Source organism: Burkholderia sp. AU45388 (assembly GCF_030481585.1).
Lineage (GTDB): Bacteria > Pseudomonadota > Gammaproteobacteria > Burkholderiales > Burkholderiaceae > Burkholderia > Burkholderia sola.
The window spans coordinates 24,514-46,394 of the sequence record NZ_JAUJPV010000009.1 but is presented as its reverse complement, the minus strand read 5'-3'; the positions used below and the strand labels follow the sequence as shown (position 1 = coordinate 46,394).

17 protein-coding genes are annotated in these 21,881 nt (G+C 68.8%); 9 read left to right on the top strand and 8 right to left on the bottom strand.

Going from position 1 to position 21,881, the window contains the following annotated elements; translation table 11 throughout:
• Positions 1-49: 49 nt before the first annotated feature.
• The gene (locus QZM72_RS16800) at positions 50-697 is read right to left on the bottom strand and encodes an OmpA family protein (RefSeq protein WP_050012048.1); all 648 of its coding nucleotides are present in this window, start codon (positions 695-697) and stop codon (positions 50-52) included.
• A gap of 353 nt (positions 698-1,050) precedes the next feature.
• Here QZM72_RS16800 and apbC point away from each other — a divergent pair, with 353 nt between their 5' ends.
• The 5 genes from apbC to QZM72_RS16775 all read left to right on the top strand — a co-directional run bounded on the left by apbC (position 1,051) and on the right by QZM72_RS16775 (position 6,673).
• Entirely contained in the window at positions 1,051-2,142 is a 1,092-nt protein-coding gene (gene apbC, locus QZM72_RS16795) for an iron-sulfur cluster carrier protein ApbC (protein WP_301738694.1), read from the top strand.
• A gap of 133 nt (positions 2,143-2,275) precedes the next feature.
• Complete coding sequence (gene sodC, locus QZM72_RS16790) at positions 2,276-2,812, top strand: superoxide dismutase [Cu-Zn] (RefSeq protein ID WP_048989052.1); 537 nt, start codon at positions 2,276-2,278, stop codon at positions 2,810-2,812.
• A 112-nt stretch (positions 2,813-2,924) separates the two neighbouring features.
• A complete protein-coding gene (dcd, locus tag QZM72_RS16785; protein WP_006398615.1) occupies positions 2,925-3,494 on the top strand; it encodes a dCTP deaminase in 570 nt (189 codons plus the stop codon).
• An 81-nt stretch (positions 3,495-3,575) separates the two neighbouring features.
• Entirely contained in the window at positions 3,576-5,855 is a 2,280-nt protein-coding gene (locus QZM72_RS16780) for an arginine/lysine/ornithine decarboxylase (protein WP_006497175.1), read from the top strand.
• Positions 5,855-6,673 carry a lysozyme inhibitor LprI family protein gene (locus tag QZM72_RS16775; RefSeq protein ID WP_301738693.1) on the top strand — a complete coding sequence of 273 codons (819 nt, stop codon included), beginning with the start codon at positions 5,855-5,857 and terminating at the stop codon, positions 6,671-6,673. Before QZM72_RS16780 ends, QZM72_RS16775 begins: the two co-directional genes overlap by 1 nt.
• A gap of 87 nt (positions 6,674-6,760) precedes the next feature.
• On the opposite strand, the gene QZM72_RS16770 is transcribed toward QZM72_RS16775, so the two are convergent.
• The 3 genes from QZM72_RS16770 to QZM72_RS16760 form a co-directional block, all read right to left on the bottom strand.
• On the bottom strand, positions 6,761-7,444 hold the full coding sequence (locus QZM72_RS16770) for an HAD family phosphatase (protein WP_301738692.1): 684 nt from the start codon (positions 7,442-7,444) through the stop codon (positions 6,761-6,763).
• Between the two features lie 99 nt (positions 7,445-7,543).
• The gene (gene argH / locus QZM72_RS16765; protein ID WP_301738691.1) at positions 7,544-8,953 is read right to left on the bottom strand and encodes an argininosuccinate lyase; all 1,410 of its coding nucleotides are present in this window, start codon (positions 8,951-8,953) and stop codon (positions 7,544-7,546) included.
• Between the two features lie 120 nt (positions 8,954-9,073).
• Positions 9,074-9,883, bottom strand: a complete 810-nt coding sequence (locus QZM72_RS16760) for a helix-turn-helix transcriptional regulator (protein ID WP_301738689.1) — start codon at positions 9,881-9,883, stop codon at positions 9,074-9,076.
• Between the two features lie 224 nt (positions 9,884-10,107).
• On the opposite strand from QZM72_RS16760, the gene QZM72_RS16755 reads away from it, so the two are divergent.
• Complete coding sequence (locus tag QZM72_RS16755; protein ID WP_301738688.1) at positions 10,108-10,860, top strand: class I SAM-dependent methyltransferase; 753 nt, start codon at positions 10,108-10,110, stop codon at positions 10,858-10,860.
• Between the two features lie 141 nt (positions 10,861-11,001).
• Here QZM72_RS16755 and ppc read toward each other — a convergent pair whose 3' ends face one another.
• Positions 11,002-14,028, bottom strand: a complete 3,027-nt coding sequence (gene ppc / locus QZM72_RS16750) for a phosphoenolpyruvate carboxylase (protein WP_301738687.1) — start codon at positions 14,026-14,028, stop codon at positions 11,002-11,004.
• Positions 14,029-14,236: 208 nt separating this feature from the next.
• On the opposite strand from ppc, the gene hemC reads away from it, so the two are divergent.
• Genes hemC through QZM72_RS16735 form a run of 3 tightly spaced genes read left to right on the top strand, consistent with a single transcriptional unit; the run spans position 14,237 to position 18,401 of the window.
• Complete coding sequence (gene hemC / locus QZM72_RS16745; protein WP_301738686.1) at positions 14,237-15,241, top strand: hydroxymethylbilane synthase; 1,005 nt, start codon at positions 14,237-14,239, stop codon at positions 15,239-15,241.
• On the top strand, positions 15,241-17,211 hold the full coding sequence (gene hemDX, locus QZM72_RS16740; RefSeq protein WP_301738685.1) for a fused uroporphyrinogen-III synthase HemD/membrane protein HemX: 1,971 nt from the start codon (positions 15,241-15,243) through the stop codon (positions 17,209-17,211). Before hemC ends, hemDX begins: the two co-directional genes overlap by 1 nt.
• A gap of 2 nt (positions 17,212-17,213) precedes the next feature.
• On the top strand, positions 17,214-18,401 hold the full coding sequence (locus tag QZM72_RS16735) for a heme biosynthesis protein HemY (RefSeq protein WP_089468172.1): 1,188 nt from the start codon (positions 17,214-17,216) through the stop codon (positions 18,399-18,401).
• 108 nt (positions 18,402-18,509) lie between these two features.
• Here QZM72_RS16735 and QZM72_RS16730 read toward each other — a convergent pair whose 3' ends face one another.
• From QZM72_RS16730 to QZM72_RS16720, 3 genes are all read right to left on the bottom strand, one after another.
• On the bottom strand, positions 18,510-19,736 hold the full coding sequence (locus QZM72_RS16730; RefSeq protein ID WP_301738684.1) for an alpha/beta fold hydrolase: 1,227 nt from the start codon (positions 19,734-19,736) through the stop codon (positions 18,510-18,512).
• Positions 19,733-20,146 (bottom strand): helix-turn-helix domain-containing protein, encoded by a 414-nt coding sequence (locus tag QZM72_RS16725; protein WP_301738683.1) that lies wholly within the window; start codon positions 20,144-20,146, stop codon positions 19,733-19,735. The genes QZM72_RS16730 and QZM72_RS16725 overlap by 4 nt, the downstream gene beginning before the upstream one ends.
• A gap of 248 nt (positions 20,147-20,394) precedes the next feature.
• Positions 20,395-21,699 (bottom strand): MFS transporter, encoded by a 1,305-nt coding sequence (locus QZM72_RS16720; protein ID WP_301738682.1) that lies wholly within the window; start codon positions 21,697-21,699, stop codon positions 20,395-20,397.
• Between the last annotated feature and the right edge of the window lie 182 nt (positions 21,700-21,881).

The following is a 21,881-nucleotide window of genomic DNA, read 5'->3' as shown; positions in this document are numbered from 1 at the left end:
GCGGGGCTGTGCGGGCAGGGCGCCCGCACGTTTCCTCTCGTGGTCGCGCTTATTGATGCTGTTGCGGCGCGCGCAGGTAGATCTCGACGCGGCGGTTCTGGGCGCGGCCGGCCTCGGTCGCGTTGTCCGCGATCGGGTTCGACGGACCCATGCCTTGCGCCGACAGACGGCCGCCGTTCACGCCGCGCTGCACGAGCGCGTTCACGACGCTTTGCGCGCGGTTCTGCGACAGCGTCTGGTTCAGCTGCGCCGAGCCCGTGCTGTCCGTGTAGCCGACGATCGACGCCGTCACTTGCGGGTTCTGGTTCAGCGTCGTCGCCAGGTCGTTCAGCAGCGGCGTGAACGCCGGCGTGATCGCATACTGGTTCGTCGCGAACGTGACCGAGCTCGGCACGTTCAGCTTCAGCGAGCCGTCCGGCTGCTCGGTGACTTGCGTACCCGTCTGCGCGGCCGACGGCGCGAGCTTGTTCTTGATCGCTTGCCAGTTGTAACCCGTCACGCCGCCGACCAGTGCGCCGACGCCCGCGCCGATCGCCGCGCCCTTGCCGCCACCGGCCAGTGCGCCGATGCCCGCGCCCAGCGCCGCACCCGTGCCGGTGCCGACGGCCGTATTGTTGCCTTGCTGCGTGGCGCAGCCCGCCAGCAGTGCGCCGGCGAGTGCGAAGACGGACAGGCGAGTCGCGATTTTCATGTTCATCTTGGATTCCTCTCTTGGTTGAACGAGTCGACAACGACGACAAACAACAGTCATGGCTCCCTGCGCGGGCCGTCCGAAAAAGGAAGGCCGGCCTGCGCTCGCGGCAGCCACCGAGGCGGTCGCATGCCCTGTCCGTCAGCGTGGCTGTTCGGGCAGCGCGACGCGTCAGCCTCTACAATATAGGCGGTGAGTGGCCGATTTGGCCCTATAGCATGCCGCACGCGAAGAGTGCGCCGGGTCGCGCGTTCGCGCAATGGCATGCAACAGATTCTTTCACTTTTCCCGAATTTCGTCGCGAAATTTGATATTTTTTGACGTTTTGCGCGCGAGAAAAACGTTTTCACGGAGTCTTGATGAGCATTGACCGGGCCCAAGTCGACGCCGCGCTGGCGGCAGTCGTCGACCCCAATACCAGCCGCCCGTACGCGGCGAACAAGGGCGTGCGCAACGTCGCGATCGAAGGCGACGTCGTGGCGCTCGACGTGGTGCTCGGTTATCCGGCGCGCAGCCTGCACGACGACGTGCGCGCGCGCGTCGCCGCGGCGCTCCAGGCCGTGCCGGGCGTGCGCGACGCGCGCGTCGCCGTGTCGCAGGAGATCGTCGCGCATACGGTGCAGCGTGGCGTGAAACTGTTGCCGAACGTGAAGAACATCGTCGCGGTCGCGTCGGGCAAGGGCGGCGTCGGCAAGAGCACGACGGCGGTGAACCTCGCGCTCGCGCTGGCTTCGGAAGGTGCGTCGGTCGGCATTCTCGACGCCGACATCTACGGCCCGTCGCTGCCGACGATGCTTGGCATTCACGGCCAGCGCCCGGAGTCGCCGGACAACCAGTCGATGAACCCGCTCGTCGGCCACGGGCTGCAGGCGAACTCGATCGGCTTCCTGATCGAGGAAGACAACCCGATGGTGTGGCGCGGCCCGATGGCGACGTCCGCGCTCGAGCAGCTGCTGCGCCAGACCAACTGGCGCGAGCTCGACTACCTGATCGTCGACATGCCGCCGGGCACGGGCGACATCCAGCTCACGCTCGCGCAGCGCGTGCCCGTCACCGGTGCGGTGATCGTCACGACGCCGCAGGACATCGCGCTGCTCGACGCGAAGAAGGGGCTGAAGATGTTCGAGAAGGTCGGGATCCCGATCCTCGGCATCGTCGAGAACATGAGCATTCACATCTGCTCGAACTGCGGCCACGAGGAGCACATCTTCGGCGCCGGCGGGGCGGATCGGATGGCGAAGGATTACGACGTGACCGTGCTTGGCAGCCTGCCGCTCGACATCGCGATCCGCGAGCGGGCCGACAGCGGCACGCCGACGGTCGCGGCCGATCGGGAAGGCGCGCTCGCGCGTCGTTACCGCGACATCGCGCGCGGCGTCGCACTGGCGATTGCCGAGCGATCGCGCGACATGACGTCGAAGTTCCCGTCGATCGTTGTTCAAAATACGTAAAACCCTTGCGGGGCGGGGCCTCACGCTGTTGGCGGCGCCGCGAGGCGCGGTATCATGGCGACTTTCCCCGGGTCCCTTTACCCGCCCGGCGCGGCCGTCGTCTCAAACGGCGGCCAGCCGGCATGAGGATCGAATGAAACAACGACATCACGGCGTGCGCGCCGGCCGCGCGCGGCGCGCGCTGCTGGCCGCCGCCGCGCTGGGCCTGCTGGCCGGCTGTACCTCCTTTTCCTCGTCGCACGAAAAACGGGCCGACGCGCAACTGCAGCCGACGGTCGGCTCCCAGGCGCGCGGTGCGGTGACGTTCGTCGAGCGCCCGGACGGCGTGCAGGTCACCTACAACCTGGTTGGCCTGCCGCCGAACAGCGATCACGCGCTGCAGGTGCACGAGCGCGGCGACTGCAACGCGGGCGACGGCTCGAGCGCCGGCCAGGTGTTCGCGCCGGCCGCCGACCGGCTGCGCGCGGGCGCGCGCGTCGCCGGCGATCTCGGCAACATCCACGCGGATGCGAACGGCGTCGCGGCCGGCTTCATCGTCGCGCCCGATCTGGCCCTCGACGGCGTGCGCTCGGCGATGAACCGCGCGGCGCTGGTGCACCGCGACGCGAGCGACCCGGCATTTGCACAGCATGGCGCGGGGCCCGCGCTGGCCTGCGGCGTGATCCGTTGACGGCTGCCGCGTGCGTGGGCCGATGATCGCGTAAAATGTGCGCCTTTCCCGGCCGCCGCCTCGCGCGAGCGGCCCTCTCAGATTGTCACGCAGCGTTTCCAGGCGCCCTGATATGAGCATCAAGTCCGACAAATGGATTCGGCGCATGGCCGAAGAGCACAAGATGATCGAGCCGTTCGTGCCCGATCAGGTCCGCGCGTCCGAGGACGGCCGCCGGATCGTCAGCTACGGCACGTCGAGCTACGGCTACGACATCCGCTGCGCGGACGAATTCAAGATCTTCACGAACATCAACTCGACGATCGTCGATCCGAAGAACTTCGACGAGGGTTCGTTTGTCGATTTCAAGGGCGACGTGTGCATCATCCCGCCGAACTCGTTCGCGCTGGCCCGCACCGTCGAATATTTCCGCATTCCGCGCACCGTGCTGACCGTCTGCCTCGGCAAGTCGACCTACGCGCGCTGCGGGATCATCGTCAACGTGACGCCGTTCGAACCCGAGTGGGAAGGCTACGTCACGCTGGAATTCTCGAACACCACGCCGTTGCCCGCGAAGATCTACGCGAACGAAGGCGTCGCGCAGGTGCTGTTCTTCGAAAGCGACGAGGTGTGCGACGTGTCGTACGCCGATCGCGGCGGCAAGTATCAGGGTCAGCGCGGTGTCACGCTGCCGAAAACCTGATCTGGTTGCATAACGTCTCACCAGTTTCCGGGTGACCGCTGCGCGTGACGCGCCGCGGTCGTTCTTTTTGGAGAATCGCCCATGAAGTTTCGTTTTCCCGTCGTCATCATCGACGAAGATTTCCGCTCCGAGAACATCTCGGGCTCCGGCATCCGGGCGTTGGCCGAAGCGATCGAGAAGGAGGGCGTCGAAGTCCTCGGCCTCACGAGCTACGGCGATCTGACGTCGTTCGCGCAGCAATCGAGCCGCGCGTCGTGTTTCATCCTGTCGATCGACGACGACGAACTCATGCTCGGCGAGACCGGCCCGGACGGCGAGTTGCCCGAACTGGCGACCGCGATCATCGAGCTGCGCGCGTTCGTCACCGAAGTGCGCCGCCGCAACGCGGACATCCCGATCTTCCTGTACGGCGAGACGCGCACGTCGCGGCATCTGCCGAACGACATCCTGCGCGAACTGCACGGCTTCATCCACATGTTCGAGGACACGCCGGAGTTCGTCGCGCGCCACATCATCCGCGAGGCGAAGGTCTATCTCGATTCGCTCGCGCCGCCGTTCTTCAAGGAGCTCGTCAAGTACGCGGACGAAGGCTCGTACTCGTGGCACTGCCCGGGCCACTCGGGCGGCGTCGCGTTCCTGAAGAACCCGCTCGGCCAGATGTTCCACCAGTTCTTCGGCGAGAACATGCTGCGCGCGGACGTCTGCAACGCGGTGGACGAACTCGGCCAGCTGCTCGACCACACCGGCCCGGTCGCGGCGTCCGAGCGCAACGCGGCGCGCATCTTCAGCGCGGACCACCTGTTCTTCGTGACCAACGGCACGTCGACGTCGAACAAGATCGTCTGGCACGCGACGGTCGCGCCCGGCGACATCGTGCTGGTCGACCGCAACTGCCACAAGTCGATCCTGCACGCGATCACGATGACGGGCGCGATCCCCGTGTTCCTCACGCCGACGCGCAACCATTTCGGCATCATCGGGCCGATCCCGCGCGACGAATTCAAGCCGGAGAACATCCGCAAGAAGATCGAGGCGAACCCGTTCGCGCGCGAGGCGCTGCGCGAGAACCCGGACATGAAGCCGCGGATCCTGACGATCACGCAGAGCACGTACGACGGCGTCGTCTACAACGTCGAGATGATCAAGGACCTGCTCGGCGACCTGCTCGACACGCTGCACTTCGACGAAGCGTGGCTGCCGCACGCGACGTTCCACGATTTCTACCGCGACATGCACGCGATCGGCGACGGCCGTCCGCGCACGGGCGCGCTCGTGTTCGCGACGCATTCGACGCACAAGCTGCTCGCGGGCATCTCGCAGGCGTCGCAGATCGTCGTGCAGGATTCGGAGAACCGCACGTTCGACAAGCACCGCTTCAACGAGGCGTACCTGATGCACACGTCGACGAGCCCGCAGTACGCGATCATCGCGTCGTGCGACGTCGCGGCCGCGATGATGGAGCCGCCGGGCGGCACCGCGCTCGTCGAGGAATCGATCGCCGAGGCGATCGACTTCCGCCGCGCGATGCGCAAGGTCGACGCCGAATACGGCGACGACTGGTTCTTCAGCGTGTGGGGCCCGGACAACCTGTCCGAGGAAGGCATCGGTTCGCGCGAGGACTGGATGCTGAAGCCGAACGACCACTGGCACGGCTTCGGCCCGCTCGCGGAAGGCTTCAACATGCTCGACCCGATCAAAGCGACGATCATCACGCCGGGGCTCGACGTCGACGGCGAGTTCGGCGAGACGGGCATTCCGGCCGCGATCGTCACGAAGTACTTGGCCGAGCACGGGATCATCGTCGAGAAGACCGGCCTGTATTCGTTCTTCATCATGTTCACGATCGGCATCACGAAGGGCCGCTGGAACTCGATGGTGACCGAGCTGCAGCAGTTCAAGGACGACTACGACAACAACCAGCCGCTGTGGCGCGTGCTGCCGGAATTCGTCGCGCAGCATCCGCGCTACGAGCGCGTCGGCCTGCGCGACCTGTGCACGCAGATCCACGACGTGTACCGCGCGAACGACATCGCGCGCCTGACGACCGAGATGTACCTGTCGGACATGGAGCCGGCGATGAAGCCGTCGGACGCGTTCGCGAAGCTCGCGCACCGCAAGATCGACCGCGTGCCGCTCGACGAGCTCGAAGGCCGCGTGACGAGCATCCTGCTGACGCCGTACCCGCCGGGCATTCCGCTGCTGATCCCGGGCGAGCGCTTCAACAAGACGATCGTGAACTACCTGCGGTTCGCGCGCGACTTCAACGAGCGCTTCCCGGGCTTCCACACCGACATCCACGGCCTCGTCGCGGAAGAGGTGAACGGCCGGGTCGAGTACTTCGTCGACTGCGTGCGCGACTGATGGCGACGCGCGGACGATTCCGGACGATGCGCGCGGCGCTGGCCGCGCTCGTCGTCTGGGCGGCAGGATTGGCGGGGCTCGCCGGCGCGGGCGTTGCTCATGCGGAAGTCGCGGCGGCCGACCCGATCGACGTCGCGATGCGGCAATGCTTCGCGCGGCGCGACCGGTCGTCGCCGGCCGGCCAGATCCAGTGCATGGGCGAAGCGCAGCAGCAGTGGCAGGCAGTGATGGACGGCGCGTACCAGCGCCTGTTGAAGGATGCGCCTGCCGACGCGAAGCGCGGCTGGCAGGACAGCCAGCGCCGCTGGCTCACGTGGCGCAAGGACGAAGTGCTGCTGCTGAAGGCCGTGTACGACACGACGCGCGGCAGCGCGTATGCGATGTCGAGCGCCGACCTGCAACTGCAGCCGGTGCGCGATCGCGCGCTCGCGCTGCGCGGGGCGGCCGATCGCTATGCGCCGCCGCCCGCCGCCGTGCCGGTCGCGGCGACGAGCGGTGCGCAGGGCGGTGCGGGTGCGGCGGCGCCGGCCGGCGCCAAGCCGGCGAAGGCGCCGCGCGATCCGGCGATCCGCCGCGTGCGGCCGTGCGTGCAGGACGCCGCGTGCGAACACGCGGTGTTCGACCTGAACCGCTATTACCGGAAGCTGCACCGCAAGATGCCCGCGCATTCGGCGGCGACGCTCGTGCGCGCGCAGCGCGCATGGGTGGCGTTCCGCGATGCGACCGCGCCGCTCGTCGGCGAGGACGGACGCGTCGACCTGATCGGCGCGCGCATCGCGACGATGAAGCGGTTGTCGGAGACGGCCGGCAATCGGTAGGCATCGCGGCGATGCCGGTGAGCCGGCGCGGCAACGCAAAACGGGCACCCTCGGGTGCCCGTTTGCATGGGGCGGCGCGTGCGCCGCTTACGCGGGCTGCCGCTTGTCCAGACGGCCGAACCACGACGGCACGAGCGCGACCGCGTCGTCGAGCGACGCGAGCACGTGCAGGCTCAGCGCGACGATCTCGGGCGTCGGCGCCTTCAGGTCGGGCACGGTGACGACCGCGGCGCCGGCGCCGGCCGCCGACAGCGCGCCGAAGTCGCTGTCCTCGAACGCGACGCAGGCCTGCGCCGGCACGCCGAGACGCTCGGCCGCGAGCCGGTAGACGGCCGGGTCGGGCTTGCCGCGCGCGACTTCGTTGCCGCCCGCGATCGCGCGGAAGAACGGCAGCACGCCGACCGCGTCGAGCCGCGCGCGGATCACGTCGGTCGCGGACGACGACGCGACCGCGCACGGAATGCCGGCCTGCGCGAGTGTGTCGAGCAGCGCGAGCGCGCCCGACTTCAGCGGAAACTTCGGATGGGGTTCGGGTGCGGCGAGTTGCTCGCGCACGCGGACGCGCACCGCGTCGAACGTATCGGCGTCGCCGATCAGCCGCGCGAGGATCACCTGGCCTTCGGCGAACGAGCGGCCGACGATCTGCAGGTAATCGATCTCGGTCAGCACGACGCCGTGCGCGTTCGACACGTCGATCCACGTGTTCATGATGGTCCGCTCGGAATCGACGAGCAGGCCGTCCATGTCGAAGAGCGCGGCGGAAAAGGTCATCGGGGGCATCCGTGAAGCGGTGAAGCGGAAAGGCGACGGGCGGTGCGACCGCCGCCCGAATGAAAAACGGACGCCGAAGGCGTCCGTGGCTGCAGGCCGTTACTTGCCGATCGCGGCGCGGGCAGCCTTGACGGCCGCGCGCACCTGGTCGGGCGCGGTGCCGCCCGGGTGATTGCGGCTCGCGACCGACCCTTCGAGCGTCAGGTAGCCGAACACGTCGTCGCCGATCAGGTGCGCGACGTTCGGCAGTTCCTGCTTCATTTCGTCGAGCGTCAGGTCGGCGAGATCGATCCCGCGGTCGTCGCAGATCTTCACCGCGTGCGCGACGGCTTCGTGCGCGTCGCGGAACGGCAGGCCGCGCTTGACCAGGTAGTCGGCGAGGTCGGTGGCGGTCGAGAAGCCCTGCAGCGCAGCGGCGCGCATCGCGTCCGGCTTCACGGTGATGCCGGCGACCATTTCCGCGAAGATCCGCAGCGTGTCGGCGACGGTGTCGACCGTGTCGAACAGCGGTTCCTTGTCTTCCTGGTTGTCCTTGTTGTACGCGAGCGGCTGGCCCTTCATCAGCGTGAGCAGCGCCATCAGGTGGCCGTTCACGCGGCCGGTCTTGCCGCGCGCGAGCTCGGGCACGTCCGGGTTCTTCTTCTGCGGCATGATCGAGCTGCCGGTGCAGAAGCGGTCGGCGATGTCGATGAAGCCGACGCGCGGGTTCATCCACAACACGAGTTCTTCGGAGAAACGCGACACGTGCGTCATCACCAGCGCCGACGCCGCGGTGAATTCGATCGCGAAGTCGCGATCGGACACCGCGTCGAGCGAGTTCGCGCAGATGCTGTCGAAGCCGAGCGTCTTCGCCACTGCATGACGGTCGATCGGGTAGCTCGTGCCCGCGAGCGCGGCCGCGCCGAGCGGCAGGCGGTTCACGCGGGTGCGGCAGTCGCGCATGCGTTCCGCGTCGCGCGTGAACATCTCGACGTATGCGAGCAGGTGGTGGCCGAACGTGACCGGCTGCGCGACCTGCAGGTGCGTGAAGCCCGGCATGATCGTGTCGGCGTTCTGTTCCGCGAGGTCGATCAGCGCGCCGCGCAGGTCGTTCAGCAGGCCGCCGATGCGGTCGATCTCGCCGCGCAGCCACAGGCGGATGTCGGTCGCGACCTGGTCGTTGCGCGAGCGGCCCGTATGCAGGCGCTTGCCGGCATCGCCGATCAGCGCGGTCAGGCGCGCCTCGATGTTCAGGTGGACGTCTTCCAGGTCGAGCTGCCATTCGAATTCGCCACGCTCGATCTCGCCCTTGATCTGCGCCATCCCGCGTTCGATCGCGGCGAGGTCGTCGGCGCTGATGATCTTCTGCGCGGCGAGCATGTTCGCGTGCGCGAGCGAACCGGCGATGTCGACGAGCGCGAGGCGCTTGTCGAAAAACACCGACGACGTGTAGCGCTTGACCAGCTCCGACATCGGTTCCGAGAAGCGGGCCGACCAGGCCTCGCCCTTTTTGTGCAGTTGGGACGTCATGGCGATTCTTCGAAGGGGAGTTGGGCGGCCGTGCGCCGCCGAGGGAATCCCGCGATTCTAACATTCGCGCGGCGGGCGACCGGCGGCGGGCGGCCGGCGCGGGTGCGGGCGGCGGCGCGCTCAGTCGCGCACCAGCACGACGAGCTTCAGGTCCTCGCGGTGCGCGGGCTTCAGCGTGATCTGCTGGTACACGAGGCGGCCGTGGGCCGGATGGTCGAATTCGCGCAGCCCGCCTTCGCGCTCGAACACGTCCTGCGACGCCCAGTACTGCGCGAACGCGTCGCTGCCGGCCGTCAGTGCGTCGATCAGCGCGCGCGTCGGCGCATCGGTCAGGTGGCGGATCGCGTCGGCGCGGAATTCGGCCGCGAGCCGCCGCGCGCGGGTTTCCCAGTCGACGATCAGCGTGCGGGCGGCCGGCGACATGAACGTGAAGCGCAGCAGGTTGCGGTCGTGCTCGCCGTCGAGCCAGCCGGAAAAGAGCGCGGCGGCCGGCGCATTCCACGCGAGCGCGTTCCATTGGCGGTCGAGCACGTAGGCGGGCGTCGCGATCGCGGCGACGGTCGCGCCGAGCGTCGGCGGCAGGTCGCCGCCCGCGACGTCGGGCTCGGCCGGGTCGCGCTGCGCGGCCAGCTCGAACAGGTATGCGCGCTCGGCCCTGGACAACTGCAACGCGACGGCGATCCGGGCGAGCGCGTCGGCCGAGGCCGACACGGGCCGGCCCTGTTCGATCCACGTGTACCAGGTCGGGCTGACGCCGCACAGTTGCGCGACTTCCTCGCGCCGCAGGCCCGGCGTGCGGCGGCGCGGGCCGGGCGGCAGGCCGACGGCCTGCGGCGACAGCCGCTCGCGGTGGGCGCGGATGAATTCGCCGAGCGCGCGGGCGGGCGTGGCGTCGAGCGGCGGGACGGGGGCGGAGGACGGCTGGTTCATGCGGAAACGGCGAAGTGGAGGCGAAAACGCGGCAACGATCGAACGATCAGACAGGTGGATCGAATACCAGAATAACTGCTTAACTTGTACTGGTACAAACGCAGGCCTATTGTAGCGGCTCGCGCGCTGGCAGGGCAGCGCGCGTCCCACAAAACGTTGCACGGGGCCGAGTCGCGCGCGGATGCGCCGGGTTCGGCCGACTGCATCCAGGAAAGGAGCGAACGATGAAACATCACGACCAGGTCGCCGACGCATTCGGCACGACGGCCGCCGCCTATCTGACGAGCACGGTTCATGCGACGGGCGCCGACCTGCAAACGCTCGCCGACGCGGTGCGTGCGACGCCCGATGCCGCGGTGCTCGATCTCGGTTGCGGCGCCGGCCACGCGAGCTTCGCGATCGCGCCGCACGTGCGCGACGTGGTCGCATACGATCTCGCCGCGCCGATGCTCGAGACCGTCGACGCGGCCGCGCGCGAGCGCGGGCTCGCGAACATCCGCACGCAGCAGGGTCCGGCCGAGCGGCTGCCGTTCGACGCCGCGACGTTCGACTGGGTCGTGAGCCGGATGAGCGCGCACCACTGGCACGACGTGCGCGCGGCGCTCGCCGAGGTGCGCCGCGTGCTGAAGCCGGGCGGCCGCGTGCTGATGATCGACATCGCGGGCAACGACCATCCGCTGCTCGATACGTATCTGCAGGCCGCGGAAGTGCTGCGCGACGCGTCGCACGTGCGCGACTACCGCGCGGACGAATGGCTCGCGATGTTCCGCGCAGCCGGTTTCGACGCGCAGGTGCACAGCCGCTGGCGGCTGCCGATCGATTTCGACACGTGGGTCCAGCGCATCCGCACGCCGGCCGACAGCGTCGCCGGCATTCGCGCGCTGTGGGCGCACGCGCCGGACGAGGTGCGCGGCTATTACGCGGTGCAGCCCGACGGTTCGTTCGAGCACGATGCGTTGCTGATCGACGCGCACTGAGCGTGCGGCGCACGCCGCGCCGTTGCGCCATTTCGCATTTCGTCGTCGCATGAAAAAAGCCGCGATACGCAGGAACGCGTATCGCGGCTTTCGTTCTCCCGGCCGGCGCCGACCACGCCCGGCGCCCGCACCGCGCGCCGATCAGCCGGTGTTGCGCAGGCCGGCCGCGATCCCGTTGATCGTCAGATGAATCCCGCGGCGCAGCCGCGCGTTCGTGTCGCCCGCGCGGTGACGCTTGATCAGTTCGACCTGCAGGTGGTTCAGCGGATCGAGATACGGGAAGCGGTTCTTGATCGAGCGCGCGAGCAGCGGGTTGGTCGCGAGGCGGCCTTCCTGCCCGGTGATTTCCGCGAGCGCCCGCGACGTGCGCTCCCATTCCGCGACGATCCGCTCGAACACGTGCTTGCGCAGCTTGCGATCGGACACGAGCTGCGCATAGCGCGACGCGACCGCGAGATCGGTCTTCGCGAGCACCATGTCCATGTTCGACAGCAGGTTCGCGAAGAACGGCCAGGTCTTGTTCATCTTCTTCAGCAGCGTCACGCGTTTCGCGCGTTCGGCGTCGTCCTGCGCGCCGTCGAGATACGCGCTCACCGCGCTGCCGAAGCCGTACCAGCCGGTCAGCAGCAGCCGGCACTGGCCCCACGAGAAGCCCCACGGAATCGCGCGCAGATCCTCGATCCTGCGCTGCTTCGGATCCTGCAGCTTGCGCGACGCCGGGCGGCTGCCGATGTTCAGCTCGGCGATCTCGGTGATCGGCGTCGACGAGAAGAAGTAGTCGGTGAAGCCCGGGGTTTCGTAGACGAGCGCACGATACGCGGCCATCGCCGAATCGGACAGCGTCTGCATCGCGGCCTCGAACGCGGGCAACTGCGCCGGCGCGTTCGATTGCGGCAGCAGCGACGCCTCGAGCGTCGCGGCGACGACCGTCTCGAGGTTGCGCCGGCCGATCGACGGGTTCGCGAACTTGCTCGCGATCACCTCGCCCTGTTCGGTCAGGCGGATCTGGCCGTTCACGGTGCCCGGCGGCTGCGACAGGATCGCCTGGTAGGTCGGGCCGCCTCCGCGGCCGACCGTGCCCCCGCGGCCGTGGAACAGCCGCAGCGTGATCTTGCGCTCGCGGAACAGGTCGACGAGCGCGAGTTCCGCCCGATACAGCTCCCAGTTCGACGTGAGGAAGCCGCCGTCCTTGTTGCTGTCCGAGTAGCCGAGCATCACTTCCTGTTCCGCGCCCTGATGCGCGATCAGCGCGTCGATGCCCGGCAGCGCGAAGTATTCGCGCATGATGCGCGACGCGTCGCGCAGGTCGGGAATCGTCTCGAACAGCGGGATCACCATCAGGCTGTTGCGCGCGTCGCTGCCCGGCACGCCGAGCGTGCCTTCGAGCAGGCCCGTCTCCTTCTGCAGCAGCAGTACCTCGACGAGGTCGCTGACGGTTTCCGTGTGCGAAATGATGTAGTTGCGCACCGCGCGGGCACCGAATTGCGCGCGGACCTCGCGCGCCTTCTCGAACACGCCGAGCTCGCTCTGCGCGAGCGCCGAGTATTCGATGTACGGCGAGCGCAGCGGGCGCGGATCGGCGAGCGCGGCGAGCAGCACGCGCAGCTTGTCTTCCTCGGCGAGCGCCGCATAGTCGGCCTCGACGCCCGCCCGCGCGAACAGTTCGGCCACCACCGCCTCGTGGATGTCGGAACTCTGGCGCAGGTCGATGCTCGCCAGATGGAAGCCGAACACTTCGGCCGCGCGCACGAGCGGCGCGAGGCGCGGGGCGGCGAGCGACGCGCCGTGGTGTTCGTCGAGCGACGCGGTCAGCACCTTCAGATCGGCGACGAACGCTTCGGAATCCTCGTACGGGATCGCGCGCACGGGCGGCGCGCCGCGGCCCGCGCTGCGCACCGGCACCGTGCCTTCGCCGAGACGCACGCGCGCGCTCGCGGCGAGCCGCGTGTAGATGCCGATCAGCGCGCGGCGATACGGTTCGTCGACGCGATGCGGCGACTGGTCGGGCGATGCGGCCGCGAGCGCCTTCACCGCGTCGTTCGCGCCGACCAGCAAGTTTGACACCGACAGCTCGGCGCCGAGCTTGTGCACCTGTTCCAGATAGTGCTCGAGGATCACCGCGGCCTGGCGGTTGATCGCCTCGTCGAGCGTCGCGGCCGTCACGTTCGGGTTGCCGTCGCGATCGCCGCCGATCCAGCTGCCCATCTGGAAGAACGCGGGCACGCGGGCCGACAGACCGTGCTCGGCGAGCGCGGCCTCGATGTCGCCGTACAGCGCGGGCAACTCGTCGAGGAACGTCGCGCGATAGTACGACAGCGCGTTCTCGATCTCGTCGCCGACCGTCAGGCGCGCGTCGCGCAGCATGCGCGTCTGCCACAGCGCGGTCACGCGCGCGCGCAGCATCGCTTCGTTGTACTGGCGCTCGCGCGCGGTCAGCTCCTGGTCGCGCTCGGCGAGCAGGCGCGCGATGTCGTGCTGCGCGTCGAGGATGCTCTTGCGCTGCACTTCGGTCGGGTGTGCGGTCAGCACCGGCACGATCAGCGCATCGTCGAAGAAGCGCTGCAGCAGGCGCTTCGACGCGTTGCCGGTGGTTTTCAGCTGGTCGAGCGCGTACGCGACCGTGCCGGGCTGCGGCGCGGAGCCGGCCAGCGCGTGGATGCGGCGGCGGCGGTTGTGGTGGCGGTCTTCCGCGATGTTCGCGAGGTGCGAGAAATAGCTGAACGCGCGCACGACGCTCACCGTCTGCTCGGGCGTCAGCTTGCGCAGCTTCTTCTCGAGCGTCTGCGCGGCTTCGCTGTCGTCCTCGCGGCGGAACTTGACCGCGGTCTGGCGGATCGTCTCGACCACGTCGAACACCGTATCGCCTTCCTGTTCGCGCACGACGTCGCCGAGCAGGCGGCCGAGGAAGCGGATGTCCTCGAACAGCGGGCGATCCTTGTCGTCGCGCGTGCGGGTGCCGGCCTTCGGCGCGACGGCATTGCGGGCGGGGCTCGCGGCTTTCGTCGCGCGTTTTGTCTGACGTATCGGGTCTTTCGGTTTCGTTGCCGTGGATTTCGTTGCCGTTTTCGCACGGCCGTTCGCGGCGGTGGCGACGGTGTCCGTCGGGGCATCGGGGGAGGGCAAGGCAGCATTGCGGCGCGCCGTACGCGCCGATCCGGAAGACTTCACGATGGGTTTCCTTGGGAAAGCTCGAGTCAAAAGGAACTGCGGAAACTGCGGGAACTGCGGTCAAGCAACCAGCTACGTGCGGCACGTCCGCACAACGGCGCCGCGACCCGCGCGGAAGCAGGCCGGGCGCAGGCTCCGGGCCCGGGCGGGCCGGGGCGTGCGTGCTACCATTGTTCGATCTTCAATCCCGTCCTTCGATGTTCCAGCAATGAATTCCGAGACCCCCGCGGCCGGGCCGCAGCAGGCACAGCCGCCCGCGACGTTGACGATTGCTTCGCGCGAGAGCCGCTTGGCGATGTGGCAAGCCGAACATGTGCGTGATGCGCTGCGCAAATTATATCCAGCTTGTGACGTGAAAATCCTCGGGATGACGACGCGCGGCGATCAGATTCTCGATCGCACGCTGTCGAAGGTCGGCGGCAAGGGCCTGTTCGTGAAGGAACTGGAGGCCGCGCTGGCCGATGGTCGCGCCGATCTCGCCGTGCATTCGCTGAAGGACGTGCCGATGGCGCTGCCCGACGGCTTCTCGCTCGCCGCGATCATGGAACGCGAAGACCCGCGCGATGCGTTCGTGTCGAACGACTACGCGTCGCTCGACGCGCTGCCGGCCGGCGCGGTCGTCGGCACGTCGAGCCTGCGCCGCGAGGCGATGCTGCGTTCGCGCTATCCGCACCTCGAGGTCCTGCCGCTGCGCGGCAACCTCGACACGCGCCTCGCGAAGCTCGACCGCGGCGACTACGCGGCGATCATCCTCGCGGCCGCCGGCCTGAAACGCCTCGGCCTCGAAACGCGGATCCGCGCGCTGCTCGACGTCGAAGCCAGCCCGCCGGCCGCCGGCCAGGGCGCGCTCGGCATCGAGATCGCCGCGCATCGCGACGACGTCGCCGCGTGGCTCGCGCCGCTGCACGACTCGCACACCGCGCTGGCCGTCGAGGCGGAGCGGATGGTGTCGCGCGCGCTCGGCGGCAGCTGCGAGGTGCCGCTTGCCGCGCACGCGGTGTGGCGTGCGGGCGAGCTGTACCTGACCGGCCGCGTGTCGACCACCGACGGCAAGCGCGTGCTGACGGCCGAGGCGTGCGGCGCGGTCGTGACCGTCGCCGATGCGCTCACGCTCGGCCGCGCGGTGTCCGACGAGCTCGAGGCGCAAGGCGCGCTCGACATCGTCCAGGCGCTGCTCGCCGGCTCGCAGGCCGCGGGCAAGGGCGACGCCTGATGACGGGCGGCGCGCGCGCGTTCACCGCTGTCCTGACGCGTCCGGACGGCCAGTCCGACGCGCTCGCGTCGCAACTGGCCGACGCCGGCTGCGACGTGCTCGAATTCCCGCTGATCGATATCGCGCCGGTCGACGATCCGGCGCCGCTCGACGCCGCGTTCGCGGCGCTGGTCGACTACGCGCTGGTGATTTTCGTGTCGCCGAACGCGATCGACCGCGCGCTCGCGCGGTACGGCGCGATCTGGCCGAACGCGCTGCCGGTCGGCGTGGTCGGGCCCGGCAGCGTCGCGGCGCTCGAGCGTCACGGCATCGCGGCGCCCGCGCATCGCGTGATCGCGCCGCAGGCGCCGGCCGACGGCGGCGTGCCCCATTACGATTCGGAAAGCCTGTTCGCGAGCATCGACGCGGCGTTCGGCGGCGCGCAGGCGCTGGCGGGCAAGCGCGTGCTGATCGTGCGCGGCGACGGCGGGCGCGAATGGCTCGCCGAGCGCCTGCGCGAGGCCGGTGCGGACGTCACGCTCGTCGCCGCGTACCGGCGCGTCGTGCCGGAGCCGCGCGTCGGCGCGTGGGAGCGCGTGCACGCGCTGCTCGACGGCCAGCCGCACGCGTGGCTCGTCACGAGTTCGGAAGGCGTGCGCAACCTGCACGAACTCGCGCGGGCTCATCTGAACGATGCCGAGATCGACGCGCTGAAGCATGCGCCGCTCGTCACGCCGCACCCGCGGATCGAGCAGACCGCGCGCGCATTGGGTTTTGATAGGATTACGCTGATCGGCGCGGGCGATGAGCGCATCGTCCGCGCGTTTCGAACGATGGCCGACGAGGCCGTCCAACCGGCGACAGCCGCACCGGTGACTAAACGCATGACAGATACCAACGATTCCAAAAGCGTCGCTTCCCAGCCGGCCGCTGCATCCGCACCGCCGTCCAGCCCCCCTTATCTCGCGTCCGAGCCGCGTGCGCGCCGCGGCGGCAGCGCGGTGCTGTGGTTCGTCGTCGTCGTGCTCGGCTGCGCGGCAGGTGTCGGCGGCTATGCGCTGAACCGCAAGATCGACCGGCTCGACGGCACGTTCGTCGCGCGCCAGAAGGCGCTCGATGCGCAAGCGGCCGAGACGCGGATGAAGACCGAGCAGGCGCTCGCCAGCACGCACCAGGTCGACACGCAGCTCGCGCAGCTCGACGGCAAGCTTGCCGATGCGCAGAGCGCGCAGCAGGCGCTGCAGCAGCAATACCAGGACCTGTCGCGCAACCGCGACGCGTGGATGCTCGAGGAAGTCGACCAGATGCTGTCGAGCGCGAGCCAGCAGCTTCAACTGACCGGCAACACGCAGCTCGCGCTGATCGCGCTGCAGAACGCCGACGCGCGTCTCGCGACGTCGCAGAGCGCGCAAGCCGTCACGGTGCGCAAGGCGCTCGCGCAGGACATCGAGAAGCTGAAGGCCGCGCCGGCGGCCGATCTCACCGGTCTCGCGATCAAGCTCGACGACGCGATCGCCAGGATCGACGCGCTGCCGCTGTCCGGCGAGGCGATCGTGCCGCACGCGGCGCCGAAGGCCGCGCCGGCCGAGCCGGCCTCGTCGGTCGCCGCCGGCGAGCCGCGCTGGAAGGTATGGTGGCACGCGTTCTCGGCCGGCCTCGGCGAGCAATTGAAGGGCCTCGTGCAGGTGCGCCGGATCGACAACGCGGACGCGATGCTCGCGTCGCCCGACCAGGGCTACTTCGTGCGCGAGAACGTGAAGCTGCGCCTGCTCACCGCGCGGCTGTCGCTGCTGGCGCGCAACGACAGCGCGATGAAGGCCGACCTGCACGCCGCCCAGGCGTCGCTCGGCAAGTATTTCGATCAGGCATCGAAGGATACACAGACCGTCGAGGATCTGCTCAAGCAGGTTGACGGCGCATCGCTGACGGTCGCGGTGCCGAACCTGAACACGAGCCTGAACGCCGTTCAGCAGTTCAAGAGCCGGGGGTAACGATGACGCTTCGAGGAATCGTCTGGCTCGCGGTCCTGTTCGCGATCGCCGCGGCGCTCGCCACCGTCGGCCGTTTCGACGCCGGGCAGGTGCTGCTCGTCTATCCGCCGTACCGGATCGACGTGTCGCTGAACCTGTTCGTGATCGCCATCGTCGTGCTGTTCATCGTCGTGTACGCGCTGCTGCGCATCGTGCGCAACATCTGGCGCATGCCGCAGCGGGTCGCCGCGTATCGGGCGCGTTCGCGCAACGAGAAGGCGCAGGCGTCGCTGCGCGACGCGATCGCGAACCTGTACGCGGGTCGTTTTTCGCGTGCCGAGAAGGCTGCGCGCGAAGCGATGTCGGTCGACGCGAACCTGGGCGCCGCGAGTCTCGTCGCGGCCACGGCCGCGCACCGGATGCACGAGTACACGCGCCGCGACGACTGGCTGTCGAAGGTCGACGCGCCCGAATGGCAGGATGCCCGGCTGCTCGCCGCGGCCGACATGCGCGCGGATGCACGCGACGCCGACGGCGCGCTCGCCGCGCTGGCCGACATGCAGGCCGGCGGCAAGCGCATTCACGCGCAGCAGGTCGCGCTGCGTGCGCAGCAGCAACTGAAGAACTGGGCCGAGGTGCTGAAGCTCGCGAAAGCGCTCGAAAAGCGCGAGGCGCTGCATCCGGCCGCGGCCGTGCGGCTGCGTCAGCAGGCCGCGGAAAACCTGTTGCGCGAACGCCGGCACGATCCGGATGCGCTGCTCGAGGTGTGGCAGTCGCTGTCGCCGGTCGAGCGCCAGTCGCCGCGCCTGGCCGATCTCGCGGCCGAGTTGCTGGTGCCGCTCGAGCGCCGCAACGAAGCGCGCCGCATCGTCGAGGACGCGCTCGCGCACAACTGGGATGCACGCCTGCTGCGCCGTTACCCGGACACGGCCGGCGCCGATGCGCTGCCGCTGATCCAGAAGGCCGAAGGCTGGAAGAAGGATCATCCGGACGATGCCGACCTGCTGTTCGCACTCGGCCGCCTCTGCCAGCAGCAGCAGCTGTGGGGCAAGGCGCAGTCGTTCCTCGAATCGGCGCTGAAGCTGGCCGACAACGAGGCGCTGAGGGTGCGCGCGCATCGTGCGCTCGCCCGCCTGTTCGAGCAGCTCGGCGAAACCGACAAGGCTGCGAAGCACTACCGCGAAAGCGCGCTCGCGATCACCGTGGTGTGACGCGGCGCTGCGCCGCTCTGCGCCGTGTAAAAAGCCCCGAACGCCGATCGGCCTTCGGGGCTTTTTTTCGTCCGTCGCGAGGCAGCGGGGTGCGCGGCGCGCGGCGCGTTACGCGCCGAGCCTGCGCAGCAGGTCGTCCTCGCTTGCGACGAACCACACCGATTGCCCGCGATTGCACTCGCGAACGAGCGCGCGCAGCGCTTCGCTATGCGCGAGCCAGCGGTCGATGTCGCCGACGACGCCGAGCCGGACGCCGTAGTTGGCCAGCTTTTGCAGCACGGCGCCGGCCAGCTTGCTGTCGAGCCGGAAGAAGTCGTCGTGCAGCGAGTCGACGGGAACGGTGATCCAGTCGGCTTCATGCTCGTGTGCGAGCGCGACGAGATCGAGCGCGTCGCTTTCCCGCTGCACGAGGTCGGCGGAAGGATCGCGGACCAGCACGCGGCTGCCCGCCACCTGAACGATTCGATGGTGCATGTCGAGTGCTTCCGTCGATGAGAGAAAAGTGCGCAAGGCGTCGCGCTGCCCGCGGATGAAGTGAGGCTGCTCGGGAAGAAACCGCACCTGCGCGTGCGGCACGAGGCGCGTCAGGCGATCCCGCGTGTCGCGGGAATCGAGCATCACGTCGCGGCCGCCGACGATCGCCAGCACGGGCATGGACAACGTGCGGAGCATGGCGTCGTCGAATCGCGGAATCGGCGCGATGCGCGGACGAAAGCCGCGATCGATCGCGCGCATCAGGGCGAGCGCGTCCCGTTCGGCCGGCGTCGATGCCGGCGGCAGGCGACCCAGCACGCGCCGCCGCACGCATGCGCGCCCGGCATCGCCGAGCAGCAGCAGCGGCAGCGCCCACCACAGAAACGGCTTCTGCCTGCCGATGCCGGACGGGCAGAGCAGTGCGAGCCGGGTGACGCGCGTCGGCCGCCGCAACGCGAAGTCGAGCGCCGTGCGCGCGCCAAGCGAGATGCCGACGAACGCGGCGCGCGGCACCTGCAGACCGTCGAGCACGTCGTCGAGCCACTGCGCATAGGCGTCGCCCGCGAGCGGCGGCCGCGACGGCGCGCTCGGTCCCGCTTCGCCGATCACGTCGATTGCGTAGAGCCGGAAGTGCGTCGACCACGCGGCCGCGTAATGCTGCCAGCTTGCCGCCGTCGTCTGTGCGCCGTGGATCAGCACGACCGGCGACGCGTGTTCGGGGCCACAGGCGATCACGTGCGTCGCGCCAAGACGCGTTTGCACGGTGACGCGCCGATGTCCGGCCGGCCAGTGCGACAGCGCGGCCGCGTAAGCGGTGCGAATCGCGCGGGCATGGCGGGGTGACTTGAAGATTGCGCTCATGTCCCGCTTTGCTGGAGCAGCATGTCGAGCGACGACATCAGCGCGGCCGTGTCGGCCGGTGTCGCGGCCACGATGATCTTGACCACGCTCGACGCGGGATCGAACGTGACGTCGATTCGCACGGGGTCGACATACGAGGTGCGGCCGGACGCCATCACGTGCAGCGATCGCGACAGGTACTGGTGCAGCGACTGCGACCCATCCGGAATGTCGACGATGCTGGTGACGCGCACCGCACGCGGCGCGGGGGCGGCCGGCTCCGTCCGGGCGAACGCGGCGAGGTCGACATCGAGGATGCGGTATGCGCGACCGACCCGCGTCGCGCGCAGTTTGCCGTCGCGAATGAACCGCAGGACGGTCTTCGGGTGGACGCGCAGGCGGGCGGCCGTGTCTTCGACGGTGTGGAACATGAGTTGTAGGTAATTCCCTGATTGTCCTTATTGTTCCATATATGAAGGAGCATAAGGGAATATTTTGGTGATCAAGGGATTGTCGCCGGATGGGCGGGACATTCCGCCGATCGGGGTTGTGCCTGTCCGGAATCGAAAACGCCCCGGCGACCGGCAATGCCGGACGTCGGGGCGTATCGGGGGAAACGAGCCGGAAATCGGCCGGCGTGTTCGAGAAATCCGGGTGCGCCTTTACGCGCCGCGCGTCGTCACTTGTCGACGAGCCGCTTCGGCACCGACAGCGCCAGCAGCCCGCCGAGCACGAGGAACCCGGCCAGCATGTACATGCCCGCATCGTTGGCGCCCGTCGCCTGCTTGAGCCAGCCCATCAGGTACGGGCTCAGGAAGCCCGCGAGGTTGCCGATCGAGTTGATCATCGCGATGCCGGCCGCGGCGGCCGTGCCGCCGAGGAATGCAGTCGGCAGGCTCCAGAACAGCGGCAGCGTCGTCAGGATGCCGATCGTCGCGAGCGTGAGGCCCAGCATCGCGAGCGCGGTCTGGTGCGCCCAGACCACCGACAGCACGAGGCCGAGCGCGCCGATCGCGGCCGGAATCGCGAGGTGCCAGCGGCGTTCGCGGCGCTTGTCCGCGCTGCGCGCGATCAGGATCATCGCGACCACCGCCGCCGCATACGGAATCGCCGACAGCAGGCCGATCATGAACGTGTCGGTCACGCCCGTCGCCTTGATGATCGTCGGCAGCCAGAAGCCGACGCCGTAGAGCCCCATCACGAACGAGAAATAGATCAGCGCCATCAGCCAGACGCGCGGGCTCGACATCACGGCGCCGAGCGGCGGGTCTTCCTTGGTGGCTTCCTCCGCGTCGACGTTGCGGGCGAGCAGCGCCTTTTCTTCGTCGGTCAGCCACGTCGCCTTCGCGATCCGCTCGTCGAGCGCGAAGAACACGAGCACGCCGGCGAGCACCGACGGAATGCCTTCGAGCAGGAACAGCCATTGCCAGCCGTGCCAGCCGCTCACGCCGTCGAACGCCTTCAGGATGAAGCCCGAGATCGGCCCGCCGATCACGCCGGACAGCGCGACGGCCGTCATGAAGAACGTCGTCATCCGGCCGCGCCGGTGCGCGGGATACCAGTAGGTGAGGTAGAGGATCGCGCCGGGGAAGAAGCCTGCTTCGGCGACGCCGAGCAGGAAGCGCATCACGTAGAACATCGCGGGCGTCGTGACGAACATCGTCAGGATCGAGATCACGCCCCACGTCGCCATGATGCGGGCGATCCACACGCGGGCGCCCACCTTGTGCAGGATGATGTTGCTCGGCACCTCGAACAGGAAATAGCCGAAGAAGAAGATCCCCGCGCCGAGCCCGTACACCGTGTCGCTCAGGTTCAGGTCGCTCGCCATCTGCAGCTTCGCGAACCCGACGTTTACGCGGTCGAGATACGCGACCACGTAGCACAGCAGCAGGAGCGGCAGGAGCCGCCACGACACCTTGCGGTAGGTTGCTTCCTCGAATGCGCCGGACGAGCCCGGCAGCGACTGCGTCGATGTTGCCATGTTGTCTCCTGTCGATCGAGGTTGGTGCTTTAGCGCTTGCTTGGATCCCATGCTTTGCGGTCGATCCAAGTTGGTGCTTTGGCGGTTGCCCGGATCCCATGTACCGCTGTCGTTGTAGTTGGCCGGCGCAGACGCAGCGGCGCGTCCGATCCGCTTTCGTGCAAAGCAAGACGGGCGATCGT